10 protein-coding genes are annotated in these 14,750 nt (G+C 66.7%); 7 read left to right on the top strand and 3 right to left on the bottom strand.

The window, feature by feature from the left end:
• The first annotated feature begins 206 nt into the window (after positions 1 to 206).
• The 5 genes from recF to AC1AYN_RS05920 all read left to right on the top strand — a co-directional run bounded on the left by recF (position 207) and on the right by AC1AYN_RS05920 (position 7,819).
• Complete coding sequence (gene recF, locus AC1AYN_RS05940; RefSeq protein WP_476532547.1) at positions 207 to 1,496, top strand: DNA replication/repair protein RecF; 1,290 nt, start codon at positions 207 to 209, stop codon at positions 1,494 to 1,496.
• Complete coding sequence (locus AC1AYN_RS05935; protein ID WP_034525641.1) at positions 1,493 to 1,963, top strand: DciA family protein; 471 nt, start codon at positions 1,493 to 1,495, stop codon at positions 1,961 to 1,963. Before recF ends, AC1AYN_RS05935 begins: the two co-directional genes overlap by 4 nt.
• 262 nt (positions 1,964 to 2,225) lie before the next feature.
• Positions 2,226 to 4,328, top strand: a complete 2,103-nt coding sequence (gene gyrB / locus AC1AYN_RS05930) for a DNA topoisomerase (ATP-hydrolyzing) subunit B (RefSeq protein WP_476532546.1) — start codon at positions 2,226 to 2,228, stop codon at positions 4,326 to 4,328.
• A gap of 114 nt (positions 4,329 to 4,442) precedes the next feature.
• Positions 4,443 to 7,148, top strand: a complete 2,706-nt coding sequence (gene gyrA / locus AC1AYN_RS05925; RefSeq protein ID WP_476532545.1) for a DNA gyrase subunit A — start codon at positions 4,443 to 4,445, stop codon at positions 7,146 to 7,148.
• A 56-nt stretch (positions 7,149 to 7,204) separates the two neighbouring features.
• A complete protein-coding gene (locus AC1AYN_RS05920; protein WP_034525637.1) occupies positions 7,205 to 7,819 on the top strand; it encodes a DUF3566 domain-containing protein in 615 nt (204 codons plus the stop codon).
• Positions 7,820 to 7,892: 73 nt separating this feature from the next.
• Here AC1AYN_RS05920 and AC1AYN_RS05915 read toward each other — a convergent pair whose 3' ends face one another.
• A complete protein-coding gene (locus tag AC1AYN_RS05915; protein WP_238567584.1) occupies positions 7,893 to 8,912 on the bottom strand; it encodes a LacI family DNA-binding transcriptional regulator in 1,020 nt (339 codons plus the stop codon).
• Between the two features lie 188 nt (positions 8,913 to 9,100).
• On the opposite strand from AC1AYN_RS05915, the gene AC1AYN_RS05910 reads away from it, so the two are divergent.
• Positions 9,101 to 10,438 carry an ABC transporter substrate-binding protein gene (locus AC1AYN_RS05910; protein WP_476532544.1) on the top strand — a complete coding sequence of 446 codons (1,338 nt, stop codon included), beginning with the start codon at positions 9,101 to 9,103 and terminating at the stop codon, positions 10,436 to 10,438.
• 242 nt (positions 10,439 to 10,680) lie between these two features.
• On the opposite strand, the gene AC1AYN_RS05905 is transcribed toward AC1AYN_RS05910, so the two are convergent.
• Positions 10,681 to 11,865, bottom strand: a complete 1,185-nt coding sequence (locus AC1AYN_RS05905) for a LacI family DNA-binding transcriptional regulator (protein WP_476532543.1) — start codon at positions 11,863 to 11,865, stop codon at positions 10,681 to 10,683.
• Positions 11,866 to 12,054: 189 nt separating this feature from the next.
• Between AC1AYN_RS05905 and AC1AYN_RS05900 the strand changes: the two genes are divergently transcribed.
• The gene (locus AC1AYN_RS05900; RefSeq protein WP_476532542.1) at positions 12,055 to 13,272 is read left to right on the top strand and encodes a VanZ family protein; all 1,218 of its coding nucleotides are present in this window, start codon (positions 12,055 to 12,057) and stop codon (positions 13,270 to 13,272) included.
• A 321-nt stretch (positions 13,273 to 13,593) separates the two neighbouring features.
• Here AC1AYN_RS05900 and AC1AYN_RS05895 read toward each other — a convergent pair whose 3' ends face one another.
• Positions 13,594 to 14,634, bottom strand: a complete 1,041-nt coding sequence (locus AC1AYN_RS05895; protein ID WP_476532541.1) for a LacI family DNA-binding transcriptional regulator — start codon at positions 14,632 to 14,634, stop codon at positions 13,594 to 13,596.
• Between the last annotated feature and the right edge of the window lie 116 nt (positions 14,635 to 14,750).

Raw genomic sequence — 14,750 nt, 5'->3', positions numbered from 1 at the left:
AACGAATATCATCATCGATACCACGGCCGGGGCTCCACGCTCCGGCCTTCCCAATCCGCACAAGTCCCCGCGAACCGCACAAAACCGAACATCCCGGCACGTGCCCCACTTCGCCCCACTCCCCCGTCCCCGCCAATCGCCCATTAATCACCCGCGATTCCAGCCGAATCCCCGTCGATCACCCCACACCGAAAGGCCGCAAACCCATGTACGTCTCCCGCCTCGCGCTCGACCACTACCGCTCCTGGGGGCAGCTGGTGGTCGACTTCGCGCCCGGCGTCAACGTGCTCCACGGCGCGAACGGTCTGGGCAAGACGAACATCGTCGAGGCGGTCGAGGTGCTGTCCACCGGAACCAGTCACCGCACGTCGTCGTCGCTGCCGCTCGTCGAGCGCGGCGCGACGAAGGCCACGATCCGCGCGAACGTGACGGACGGCGACGGGCGCGCGGCGGACGGCGACGGGCGCGCGGCGGACGGCGCGGCTGCGGCCGACGCCGGCACCGCCGCCGCGACGCCCGCGCGCACCGTCACCTACGAGGCGACGATCGCGGCGCGCGGCGCGAACCGCGCACGCGTCGACGCCGGTCCCTCCCGCTACCTGCGCGACATCGTCGGCGAGGTGCCGTCCGTCGCGTTCACGCCGGACGACCAGCGTCTCGTCGCCGGCGACCCGGCCACGCGCCGCAACTTCCTCGACCAGGCGGGCGCGCTGCTCGTCCCGCGGTACGCGGAACGCCAGCAGCGCTTCACGCGCATCGCCCGGCAGCGCGCGACGCTCCTCAAGCAACTCCAGAGCCGCGAGGGCGCGTTCGACGCGGCCCTGAGCGGCCTGGAGATCTGGACCGGCCAGTTCATCGACGCGGGACTCGAGCTCACGCGCGTGCGTGCGCACATCGTCGACCGTCTCGCCGGCCCGTTCGCCGCGATCTACGCGCGGCTCGCGTCCGGCAACGGCGAGGCGGGTCTCGCCTACGCGCCGTCGTTCGCCGAGGCGACGGCCGTTCCGGCCGGCCCCGACGGCGACGCCGCGTTCGACCCGCGTCCCGCCATCGCCGCCCACTTCCAGCGCCTGTACGCGGGCGAGGTGGCGCGCGGCGTGAACCTCATCGGGCCGCAGCGCGACGACCTCGCCGTCACGCTCGACGGCGTCCCGGCGCGCGAGTTCGCGTCGAACGGCGAGATGTGGACGATGGCGTTGGCGCTCAAGATGGCGTTGTTCGAGGCGGTCGCCGAGGATCGCGGCGTCAGGCCCGTCGTCATCCTCGATGATGTGTTCGCGCAGCTCGACGAGTCGCGGCGCGAACAGATCCTCGATTTCGCGATGCATCAGGACCAGGTGCTCATCACCGTCGCCGCGGCCGGCGACATCCCCGCGATGCCGCCGAGCGTGGCCGGACGCACGGTGAACGTCATCGACGTGGACGAGCTGCGGCGCGCGTCGGAGGCCGGCGACGGCGTGGATGCCGCCGCGCCGGAAGCGGCGGCGACGCGATGAAGCCGCCGATCGCCGTGACGCTGAAACTCGACCCGCGCGAACTGCCGGCGCAGGTGTTCGAGCGCTACGCGGCGCGCGAATCGTCGCGCAAGGCGCGCGCCGCACGCGCCGAGGCCGCGTGGGAGAGCTTCGGCAAGCCCGGGCGCGACCCGGCGCGGCTCGGCGGCGTCGCGAACCTGATCGCGCGCAACGGCGACTGGATTCCGCATTTGAAGCTCTCCGAACTCAACAACCACTGGGACCGCGTCGTCGGACCCGCCATCGCGCAGCACTCGCACGTGATCGCCCTGCGCGACGGGGTGCTCACGATCGGCACCGAATCGCAGGTGTGGGCGACGCAGCTCACCTACCTGATCCCGCAGCTGGAAAGCACGATCCGGCGCAATCTGGAGGGATTGACGGTCGAACGGATCCGCGTGGTCGGCCCGGCCGCCGGATACACGCGCAAGTGGGCGCGGCGGCGGTAGGCAAATCTCGGCCCCCTCTGACGAGGGGGGGCTCCCGCGAAGCGGGTGGGGGAGAGACCGGACAGGAAGGGACTTCGTCTCCGATATGCCCCTAAACGCGTTTCTACGGGGTGCTATGGCGTTCGTCGGCAAAAACGAGTAGAATTACCCGCAGTATGGCCGAAACGCTCCATGACCCCGTAACGGGCGATTTTGGGGCATAGGCCCGCGAAACAACCCTTCGCGTGAAGAACATGCAGGGAACATGTAGGAAGGAAGCCCTGTGGCGGATTCGTTGGACAATGCCGAGAGCAAGGAAGAACAGCTCAAGGCCGCGGACGAACACATCAACACCACCGAACTGCAGGAAGGCGAGCTCGACGAGTCGATGACCCCCGAGCATTACGACGCCTCCGACCTGAAGGTGCTCGAAGGCCTGGAGGCGGTGCGCATCCGCCCGGGCATGTACATCGGCTCGACCGGTCCGCGCGGCCTGCACCACCTCGTGTACGAGATCGTCGACAACTCCGTCGACGAGGCGCTCGCCGGCTACGCGAGCCACATCGAGGTGTCGATCCTGCCGGACAACGGCATCCGCGTCGTCGATGACGGCCGCGGCATCCCGGTCGACATCGTGCCCGGCGAGGGCGTCTCCGGCGTCGAGACCGTCATGACCAAGCTGCACGCCGGCGGCAAGTTCGGCGGCGGCGGCTACGCGGTCTCCGGCGGCCTGCACGGCGTCGGCATCTCCGTCGTCAACGCGCTCTCCACGCGCGTGGACGTCGAGGTGCGCCGTCAGGGCTTCCACTGGACGCAGACGTACATCAACCAGCACCCGACCGACCGCCTCGCCAAGGGCGAGCCGATGGCCGAGGGCGAGTCCACCGGCACGTCCGTCACGTTCTGGGCGGACCCGGCGATCTTCGAGACCACCGTCTACGACTTCGAGACGCTGCGCTCCCGCTTCCAGCAGATGGCGTTCCTCAACAAGGGCCTCAAGATCTCGCTGACCGACCTGCGTCAGGTCGACCAGGCGGGCGACGAGGTGGCCGGCGACGGCGACAACGTGGCCGAGGAGCTGCACCAGAGCGTCACCTACCAGTACGCGAACGGCATCAAGGACTACGTCGACTACCTCGTCAAGTCCCGCAAGGCGACGCCCGTCGAGGACGAGGTCATCAACTTCGACGCCGAGGACCTCAAGCTCGGCATCTCCGCCGAGATCGCGATGCAGTGGACCACCGCCTACTCCGAGGCCGTGCACACGTTCGCCAACACGATCTCCACCACCGAGGGCGGCACGCACGAGGAGGGCTTCCGCGCGGCGCTCACCTCGCTCGTCAACCGCTACGCGCGCGAGAAGAACAACCTCAAGGACAAGGACGAGAACCTGTCCGGCGACGACGTGCGCGAAGGCCTGACGGCCGTGGTGTCCGTCAAGCTCACCACCCCGCAGTTCGAAGGCCAGACGAAGACCAAGCTCGGCAACTCCGAGGCGAAGACCTTCGTGCAGCGCGTCATGACCGACAAGCTCGGCGACTGGTTCGACGCGCATCCGGGCGAGGCGAAGAACATCATCCAGAAGGCCATCGAGGCGTCCCGCGCACGTCTGGCCGCGAAGAAGGCGCGCGAGAACACGCGCCGCAAGTCGATCTTCGAGTCGGCCGGCATGCCGGACAAGCTCAAGGACTGCCAGTCCTCGAACCCGGAGGAGTGCGAGCTGTTCATCGTGGAGGGCGACTCCGCAGGCGGCTCCGCGATTCAGGGGCGCAACCCGATCACGCAGGCCATCCTGCCGCTGCGAGGCAAGATCCTCAACACCGAGCGCGCCAGCCTCGACCGCATGATGAAGTCCGACACCATCGAATCGCTGATCACCGCGGTCGGCGGCGGCTACGGCGAGGACTTCGACCTGTCGAAGGTGCGCTACCACAAGGTCATCATCATGGCCGATGCCGATGTGGACGGCGCGCACATCGCCACGCTGAACCTCACCCTGTTCTTCCGCTACATGCGCCCGATGATCACCGCCGGATACGTGTACGTGGCCATGCCGCCGCTGTACCGCCTCAAGTGGACCAAGGGCCCGCACGACTTCGTGTACACCGACTCCGAGCGCGACCGCGTGCTCGCCGAAGGCAAGGCGAAGGGACGCCAGCTGCCGAAGGGCGAAGGCATCCAGCGCTACAAGGGTCTGGGCGAGATGAGCTACCAGGAGCTGTGGGAGACGACCATGGACCCGGAGCACCGCGTGCTCAAGCAGGTGCAGATCGAGGACGCCGCCGCGGCCGACGAGACGTTCTCGATGCTCATGGGCGACGAGGTCGAACCCCGCCGCCTCTTCATCCAGCGCAACGCCCGCAACGCCGCCTGGATCGACGCGTAAGGGTGGTCGCCCGGCGGTTTCCCGGAAGCCGCCGGGCGACCACTCCACCCGCTTCACGGGAGCCCCCGCCGGCGGGGGCGGCATAACGAACTTGAACGATAGAAGGAACGACAAGTGGCAGATGAGAACAACAACGGCGACGGCCAGCTTGACGGCCAGGCCGACGGTCAGATCGACGGCCAGCCGACCGGCGACGGCTCGATGGAGCCGTTGAGCCCGCAGGAGGCCGACAACACCGACTACGGCCTGATGACCGGCGAACGCATCCAGCGCAAGGACCTGCAGGTCGAGATGCGCGAGTCCTACCTCGCATACGCGATGAGCGTCATCGTGGACCGCGCCCTGCCGGACGTGCGCGACGGCCTGAAGCCCGTGCACCGCCGCGTGATCTACGCGATGTACGACGGCGGCTACCGCCCCGACCGCGGCTACAACAAGTGCTCCCGCGTCGTCGGCGACGTGATGGGCAAGTACCACCCGCACGGCGACTCCGCGATCTACGACACCCTCGTGCGTATGGCCCAGTCGTGGTCGATGCGCTACATGCTCGTCGACGGCCAGGGCAACTTCGGCTCCCCCGGCGACGACCCGGCCGCCGCCATGCGTTACACCGAGTGCCGCATGGCCCCGCTCTCGATGGAGATGGTGCGCGACATCGACAAGGAGACCGTCGACTTCGTGCCCAACTACGACGGCAAGACGCAGGAGCCGACCGTGCTGCCCGCGCGCTTCCCGAACCTGCTGTGCAACGGCTCGTCCGGCATCGCCGTCGGCATGGCGACGAACATCCCGCCGCACAACATGCGCGAGGTGGCGGACGGCGTGCACTGGGCGCTCGACCATCCGGACGCGAGCCGCGAGGAGCTGCTCGACGCGCTCATCGCCCGCATCAAGGGCCCCGACTTCCCCACCGGTGCCACGATCCTCGGCCACAAGGGCATCGAGCAGGCGTACCGCACCGGCCGCGGCCTGATCACGATGCGCGCCGTCGTGAACACCGAGGAGATCAAGGGCCGCATGTGCCTGGTCGTCACCGAGCTGCCGTACCAGGTGAACCCGGACCGTCTCGTCGTCTCCATCCGCGAGGCCGTGCGCGACGGCAAGATCCAGGGCATCGCCGACATGCGCGACGAGACGTCCGGCCGCACCGGCCAGCGCCTCGTGCTCGTGCTCAAGCGCGACGCCGTGCCGAAGGTCGTCCTCAACAACCTGTACAAGCACTCCCAGCTGCAGCAGACGTTCGGCGCGAACATGCTCGCGCTCGTCGACGGCGTGCCGCGCACCCTCTCCCTCGACGCGTTCGTGCGTCACTGGGTCGCCCACCAGCTCGACGTGATCGCCCGCCGCACCGCGTACTTGAAGCGCGAGGCCGAGGAGCGCGACCACATCCTGCAGGGCTACCTGAAGGCCCTCGACATGATCGACGAGGTCGTGGCCCTGATCCGCCGCTCCCCCGACGCCGACGCCGCGCGCACCGGCCTGATGGAGCTGCTCGACGTGGACCAGGTGCAGGCCGACGCGATCCTCGCGATGCAGCTGCGCCGTCTCGCCGCCCTCGAACGGCAGAAGATCCTCGACGAGCACAACGAGCTCATGAGGAAGATCGCCGACTATGCGGACATCCTCGCCAAGCCGGAACGCCAGCGCAAGATCGTCGGCGACGAGCTCGACGAGATCGTCGCCAAGTACGGCGACGACCGCCGCACGCGCATCCTGCCGTTCTCCGGCGACATGACCGAGGAGGATCTGATCCCCGAGGAGAACGTGGTCGTCACCGTCACGCACTCCGGCTTCGTCAAGCGCACCAAGGCCGACGAATACCGCGCGCAGCACCGCGGCGGCAAGGGCATCAAGGGCGCCAAGCTGCGCGAGGACGACGTGGTGGACCACTTCTTCCTCACCTCGACGCACAACTGGCTGCTGTTCTTCACGAACAAGGGCCGTGTGTACCGCCTCAAGGCGTACGAGCTGCCCGAGGGCTCGCGCGACTCGAAGGGCCAGCACGTGGCGAACCTGCTGCAGTTCGGACCGGACGAGACCATCCAGGCCGTGCTGTCCATCCCGAACTACGAGGTCGCCAAGTACCTGGTGCTCGCGACGCGTTCCGGCAAGGTGAAGAAGACCGCGCTGTCCGAATACGATTCGCCGCGTCAGGGCGGACTCATCGCCGTGCGCCTCATGGCCGACGAGAACGGCGAGGCGGCCGACGAGCTGATCGGCGCCGCGCTGTGCAACGCCGAGGACGACATCATCCTCGTCTCCAAGCTCGGCATGAGCCTCAAGTTCGCCGCCGACGACGCCCAGCTGCGTCCGATGGGCCGCCAGACCGCCGGTGTGCAGGGCATGAAGTTCCGCGACGGCGACGAGCTGCTCGCCATGGACGTGGTGCCGTCCGAGACCGACAAGGACCTGCTCGTCGTCACGAACGAGGGCTTCGCCAAGCGTTCCGCGATCTCCGAGTACCGTCTCCAGGGCCGCAACGGCCTCGGCATCAAGGCCGTCCAGCTGGCCGAGGGCCGCGGCTCGCTGGTCGGTGCGGTCGTCGTCTCCGAGGACGACCAGGTGCTCGCCATCATGAAGTCCGGCAAGGTGATCCGCTCCGCCGTGGCCGAGGTCAAGCGCACCGGCCGCAACACGCAGGGCGTCACGCTCGCCAAGCCCGACAAGGGCGACGAGATCATCTCCATCGCGCGCAACGAGGAGACGGATGACGAGGAGCAGCCGGAGACCGTTACGGAGGCGACGGGTGCCGTCGCCGAAGCCCCCGCCGTGGCTGAGACCGGCGCGGAGACTGTGAACAACGAACCGGAGCAGGCGTAATCGTCTGCGAAGATTGCTAGTCTCTCTAGAGATTCAGCGAATCGTGAAGGAGCAACATGAGCGACAACCAAGAAGAGCTGCACGAGGAGCCCGTGCCGGAAGTGAAGCTGCCTGAGCGGCCCGAAGGCGAGGCCGCCCCGGCCGAAGCCCCCGCCGTCGCCCCGGCGGACGGGCATGCGCCGCGTGTGGCCCGTTCCGTGTCCAACAAGCCGCTGATCGACGAATCCCAGGCCCGCGAGCACGCCGAATCCAAGGCGAAGGCGTCCGGCGGCATCAAGGTCCGTCCGGCCGTGCGCCGCGGCACGCCGCGCGCCCGTCGTATGAACCTGTCTCTCACGCGTCTCAACGTGTGGAGTGTGGCGAAGGTGTCGTTCATGATGTCCATCGCCGGAGCGCTCATCCAGATCGTCGCCGCGGCCCTTGTCTGGCTGCTGCTCAACGCGGTCGGCGTGTTCGACCAGATCACGCAGATCGTCGCCTCCACCGGCCTCAACGCGGACGGCTTCAACCTGGCGCAGGTGTTCTCCCTGCCCACCGTGCTGTCCGCCGTGACGATCTTCTCCATCGTCGAGATCGTGCTGCTCACGATCCTCGCCGTGGTGGTCGCCGCGATCTACAACGTCGTCAGCTCGCTCGTCGGCGGCGTTCATGTGACGCTCGGCGACGACTGATCGCCATCGAGCGCATCGTGCAAGGCCCGCTTCGGCGGGCCTTCGTCGTATCCGGAGCTGTTTGGCGGCGGGGTCAGGCGGACTGACGTTTGACGATGGACGTGGGGAGGAGTTCCACGTGGTGAGGCTCGATGGCGGCGCCGTGCAGCATGTGCAGCAACGCCTCGGCCATCGCGCGGCCGTGCAGCTGCGAATCCTGCCGGACCGTGGTGAGTTTCGGGTTGACGAGCAGGGCGAGCGGCGAATCGTCGAATCCGGTGACGGCGATGTCGTCGGGAGTCGTGTACCCGAACCGGGCGAGCTGGTTGATCACGCCGATGGCGATGCTGTCGTTGGCGCATACGATGCCGTCGATCCGGTCGAGTTGCGGTTGGAACGCCACAGCCGCCATCTCGCCGCTGGTGATCTCCCAATCATCCGCGTAGTAGACGCGGCGTTCGTCGTAGGCGTCGCCCACCGCATCCCGGAAGCCGTCCAGACGGTTGCCGGACGTAGGCGAGTATCCAGGTCCGCACACGTAGGCGAGACGCGTTCTGCCGTTGTCGAGCAGGTACCGTGTGATCGCGCGCTGGCCGTCCCTGTTGGCGAAGTCGATGGCCGGGTATGGCAGGTCGCCGCGGTCGCTCGCCTCGGAGCGCACGACCGGGCGTCGGACGTCCAGGAACGCGTTGGCGAGACTGTCGTCCTCGCTCAACGAGAACAGCAGGTAGCCGTCGGCGAAATCGCTGTTGACGAGCTGGGTGATGCGTCTCGTCGACTCGTCGGAATTGGCGATGATGGTGACCATCTGGTATCCGGCGTCGCCGAGCACCTGGTTGGCGCCGACCATCGCCTCGGAGACGCTGGCCTGCACCATCGTCTCGTTCGACTCGACCTGGATGATGAGCGCCACGGTCTGCGTGCGCTGTCGCGCGAGCGAGCGGGCGGCCTTGTTCGGGGTGTAGTGCGACTGCTCGATGGCCGCGGCGATGCGTTCGGCGGCGTCCTGGGAGACATGCTCGTTGCCGTTGAGATAGCGCGAGACCGTGCCGTAGGAGACGCCGGCGAGGCGTGCCACGTCGCGGATGGTGGGTTTCTTCGGTGCGGTTGTCATAGTGGACATCGTAGGTGGCTGCTTCGTCGTCATAGGTCTTCCGTCCTTCGTGGCCGTCGTTCGTCTCGCCGGTGAAACGACACACAGGTTGTGACCGGTCACACACCAGTGTATACTATCGAAGCGTAACCGGTCACACGCCGATGATGGAGCGACGTGCGGCAGCACCCAAGGAAGGGACGGAAACCATGAAGTTCTCACTGAAGAAGACCGTGGCGGTGGTCGGAGCCGCCGCGATGCTCGTATCCGTGGCCGCATGTGGCGGATCGTCGAGCCAAGGTGCCGCGGGCGACGCGAACGGCGACGTCACGCTCAACCTGTGGGCGTGGGAGCCCACGCTCAAGCCGGTCATCAAGGCGTTCGAGAAGAAGTACCCGAACATCACGATCAAGTTCAACAACACAGGCAAGGCGGACACCACCGTCACCTCGCTCAACAACGCGATCCAGGCCGGCAGCGGCATCCCCGACGTCGTCCAGCTCGAATACATGACCGTCCCGCAGTTCGTGATCGGCGAGCAGAGCCAGCTTGCGAACATCAAGGACAAGACCTCCGGCTACGACAAGTTCTACACGCCGGGCACATGGAACTCGGTGAGCCTCAACGACGGCGTGTACGCGCTGCCGATGGACTCCGGTCCGCAGGCCATGTTCTACAACAAGGCCACGTTCGACAAGGCCGGCATCACCGAGGCCCCGAAGACGTGGGACGAGTACTATCAGGACGCCAAGAAGATCCGCGCCCTCGGCGACGACTACTACATCACCGCCGACGCAGGCGACATCAAGGTGATGACCGCGTTCCTGTGGCAGGCCGGCGCCAAGCCGTACGAGTCCAAGGGCGAGAACGTCACCATCAACTTCACGTCCGATCCGCAGGTGAAGACAGTCGCCGACTTCTGGCAGAAGATGATCGACGAGGACCTCATCAACACGAAGGTTGCCACGTGGGCCGACGAGTGGAACCGCGGCATCGGCGACGGCACCATCGCCACCATCTTCGAAGGTGCGTGGATGCCCGCCAACCTGGTCTCCAACTCCGCGGCCGCCAAGGGCAACATGCGCGTCGCCCTCCAGCCGAACTGGGACGCCTCCAAGCCGTCCAACGGCGAGAACGGCGGCTCCGCGCTGGCCGTGACCTCCGCCTCCAAGAATCAGGACGCCGCGTTCAAGTTCATCGACTTCGCGAACCACAGCAAGGAAGGCATCAAGATCCGCACCGACGGCGGTGCCTTCCCGGCCGACAAGGCCACGCTCAAGGACGCCGACTTCCTCAAGGGCTCCGATGAGGTGCGCGCCTACTTCGGCGACCAGGCCTACAACGAGGTGCTTGCCGAGGCCGCCGACCAGGTGACCGAATCCTTCCAGTTCCTCCCCTACGCCGGCCAGGCCAACAGCATCTACGGCGACTACGTCGGCAAGGCATACACGGACAAGTCCACCACGCTGGAGAAGGGCCTCGCGGCCTTCCAGAAGGCGCTCGCCAAGTACGGCAGCGATCAGGGCTTCACCGTCAAGCAAGGCTGACGCCGGTCACGCCCATCCAGTTCAACCAGAGCGGTGCCTCGGCGCCGCTCCCCCTCCAGACTTCTCCTGAAGCTCCTTCACATCAGGCCGGGTCCCATTCCTCCGGGGCCCGGCTTCCTTCGTTATCACGGTTCCCTCCTTGGTTGGTCACGGAACAACGAGCCAAACCAAGGAGGGAACCGTGTTGGTTGTGGAAGGAACCGTGACGGTTGTGGACCGTCTGTGATTGTCACGCGCGAGGCTCACGCGGATTCGCGGATTACCAGATCGGTAGCGAGCATCACGGTCTTCGACGGTGCATCGCCCGCGTCATCCGCGCTCGCGTTCCTGTCACCGTTCCCGTCACCGTTCTTGTCGGTGTCGCGGATCTGGTCGATGACCAGTCCCGCCATCACCCATCCGCGACGCTCCATATGCTGATCCACCGTGGTCAGTCGCGGCGTGATCGATGTGGCCGCCGAACTATTGTCGAACCCGGACACCGCCACGTCGCCGGGCACGTCGTACCCCAACCGGTGCAGCTCTTCGATCGCACCCAAAGCGAGCGTATCGTTCGCGCAGATGATCGCGTCACGCGTCGCCAACGTGCCGTCCTCCGCCCATGCGCGGACGGCCGCGGCGGCGCTCGTCGTCTTCCAATCCGCCGCGTAGTGGACGGGCAGGGAGTCGGCGCTGTCCGGCAGCAGCTCGCCGGTGACGGCTCGGAACGCGGCGAGACGCTCCGGCGCGCCCGGCATGTTCAACGGGCCGCAGATGTAGGCGGGGCGTGTGCGGCGCAATGCCGCCGTCGCGTCGCCGGCAGTGGTGGTGTCCGTGGTGTCCGCATCATCCGCGTCACCGCCGGCGGAGTGCGTCTCCCCCGTCAACACGTACCGGATGAGCTCGCTCATCGCGGCGACGTTATCGACATCCACCGACACGAACGGTGGCTGTTGACGGTATCCGGTGCCGGAGATCACCGCGTGCATCGAGCGGCGTTCGAACAGCGGGAGAAGCGGGTCATTCTCCTCCATCGTGTACAGCAGGTAGCCGTCCGCGAATCCGCCGGACACCAGCCGTTCGATATTGGCGCGTGACTCGCCGTCGTTCTCGCTCATCAACGTGACCATCTGCCATCCCTCACGCGTGACGCGCGCATTCGCGCTGGCGATGATCTGCATGATGTTCGGATCGGTGATGATGTCCTCGGACCGCGCGTGGATGATCAATGCGATGAGATGCGTGCGCTGCTGCGCGAGCGACCGCGCGGCCGCGCTCGGCGTGTAGTCGACATCCTTGATCGCCTGCTCGATGCGTTTTGCCGTGCTCGCGGCCACGCCGCTGCGCCCGTTGAGATAGCGGGAGACCGTCGCATACGAGGTTCCGGCGCGCTCGGCCACATCATAGATAGTGGGCCTGTGATTGAAATCATTCCGTTTCGCGCTCATACTGCTCCTCGCGTCTCGGTTGTCGTCGCGGCAGTCTCGGTCCACGTGGGCGTCGGTCGTGCGTCTCGCATACGGGAAATCATGCCGCTGCCGCCCATGATAACGATGGGGTGAAACCGTTGTCATCCCGCGCGTGTGGCCGGACGGTTCCCATCGTTCGAGGAAGCGGAACCGCTATAGTGGGGCGCGATGCTTGGCTATTTGGGTTATTTCTCCACGTCGTTCGCAATCGCGCTGCTACTGTGGCCGCTGGTCGCGCTTGTACTCACCTTGCCGATTCTCGCCGGCCTCTACCACCGATACCATCGCCTGCGCGCGCTGTCGGTCGGCGCGTCCTATCTGAGCGTGCTGTACTTCACCGGTCTTATCGCGTTCACGCTCTACCCGATGCCCGACGATCCGGACGCCTTCTGCGCGGCGCACGTGGGCGACTACGCGCCGCAGCTCAACCCGCTGCGATTCCTCGAGGACCTCCAGTACGGGGGCCTGTACGGGCTGCTCCAGCTCGTGATGAACGTCGTGTTCTTCGTGCCGCTCGGTTTCGTGCTCGCCCGCTGGCTGCGCTGGCGCTGGTGGGCGGTGGTCGGCGGCGGGTTCGCCATGTCGCTGTTCATCGAATCATCGCAGCTCACCGGATTCTGGGGACTCTACCCGTGCGCCTACCGCCAGTTCGACGTCAACGATCTGATGACGAACACGCTCGGCGCGATTGTCGGCCTCGGCATCGCGAAACTGTTCGGCGCATGGGTGCCGGCCACCGCGCTTCCGGGCCGCGACGAGGTGAATACGCGGCCGGGAGCGCTGCACCGCGCCGTCACGTTCGTCATCGACATGATGCTCGTTGTGGCCGCGTACTTCCCGCTCACGATGGCCGTCGTGCTGCTGTTCCACGCGCTCGCCACGCCGCTCGCGAACGGCGATTTCGCGCTGTTCGGCGGGCGCATCACGGTGGGAATCGGCTGGATGAACGCGATCGCGCCGACCGCGGCGGCGATGGCGTTCCTCGTGTTCGAGCTGCTCGTGCCGCTCGCGCACCGCGGAGCCACGCTCGGCGGCATGTTCACGCATATGACCATCGAGACGGTGCCGCGGCATGGCGGCCTTCGCGTGGCGTTCTATGCGGTGCGCACGGTGGTGCTCGGCGTGCTGACGGTCATGGCGATCACCGGGTTTGTTGCGGCCGGATCGGCGGACGCCGGGACCGGCGTGGTCGATTCAGGGGCGGCCGGTTCGGGGTCTGCGGGCGTCGTGTCGTCCGCGGTGTCCGCCGCGGCCGACGGCCCGCTGCGCATCGCCGTGATCGGCTTCATCGCGCTGTTCGCATTCGGTGTGGTCGCGCGCCGCATGCCTTGGGATTTCATCCCGGGCGAGCGGGATGCCTCCCGCGCCAGGGCGGCCACTTCGTGACCAAGGCGGTGGCGGCGCGCTTGACGAAGCTGAGAGTTGGGGAAAGCCGTGCAAAGACCGGAACCCCCTCAGTCCGGCGAAGCCGGACAGCTCCCCCTAAAAGGGGGAGCAAGAAGAAGGAGTGCATCTGTGACGCATGCGATTTTCCTGCTCCCCCTTCTAGGGGGAGCTGTCGGCGGAGCCGGCTGAGGGGGTATGGCTCCCCTTTTAGGGGGAGCTGTCGGCGAAGCCGACTGAGGGGGTGGGTTCCCTGACACCTCGTCCGCAACTGAGGGCAGCCTGTGGCTGGCCGCATGGTTGCCCGCTGCCGCTCGCCTTCGCCTACTCTCCTGCCGGGGTGAAGCTGCCCCGGACCACGAGCCTGGTGGAGAGGAACGTGTGGCGCTTGGTGTCGCCGCCGTAGCTCACCGATTCGACGAGTTGGCTGAGCGCGGTGTGCGCCATGGCCTTGAGGTCGATGGCATAGGTGGTCAATGGCGGTGACGTGTAGCGGGCGATTGACTGGTTGTTGATGGAGATGAGTTCCACGTCGCGCGGTACGACGATGCCGGCCTGCGTGAACTCCTGGAGCACGCCCACGGTGATCGGGTCGGCGCTCACGATGAAGCAGTCGGGCAGATTGGCGGCCAGTTCGCCGGGCTGATCTCCGATCTGCGCGACGACTCGGCGGCCGAGCTCGCGTCCGGTGTCCACGCTGGTCTTGCCGCCCACGAAATACAATCCGGTCGTGTCGAGTCCGAGCCGTTCGCACCAGTTGCGGTAGGCCATCGAACGGCTGTCTTCCGGGTACTCGTAGTCGCCCATCGAATAGCCATCGCCGCCGATGAATCCGATGCGCGTCATGCCGCGCCGGCGCGCCTCGGTGATTGCGTCGAGCACGGTCTGCGCGAGATCGGGCTGTACCGAATCGAACAGGTTCGGGGCCGGATTCACGTCGATGAACACGCCGTGCGGCAATGCGTCGTGCAAGCGGGAGAGGCTTTCGGCGGCGTGGATCTCCGGTCCGATGGAGATGAATCCGTCGTACTGGTCCGCCTCTTCGATGAGTCGGTCGATGTCGGAACGGAATGTGAGCGTGACGCGGCGCTGTTCGGCGGCGGTGAGGAGCGCGTCGCGCAGTTCGGCGAAGTAGGCGTTCTGCAGTTCTTCGTCGTCGGCGAGCGAGGACAGCACGGCCACGTCGCGCAGCGCCGGCATGCCTCCGCGGCGATCCTGCATGTCGTAGCCGAGGCGCTCGCTCACCTCGAGGATTCGTCGGCGGGTCTCCTCCTTGACGGAGAATGTCGGGTCGCCGTTGAGCAGACGGGAGACCGTCGCCGGCGAGAAGCTGGCCTGCTTCGCTATCTCCTTGATCGTGACCATGATGGTTGTTCAGTACGCTCCCTTGCGGAATCACAGGTAAATTCGTTTACTAATTCCATCATATCGCACGACGTCGCGCGCGGGCGCACCGGGCTCATCGGTTGTCATGGTTCCCT

This window comes from Bifidobacterium sp. LH_413 (genome assembly GCF_056357015.1).
This window is presented reverse-complemented; position numbering and strand designations above follow the sequence as displayed.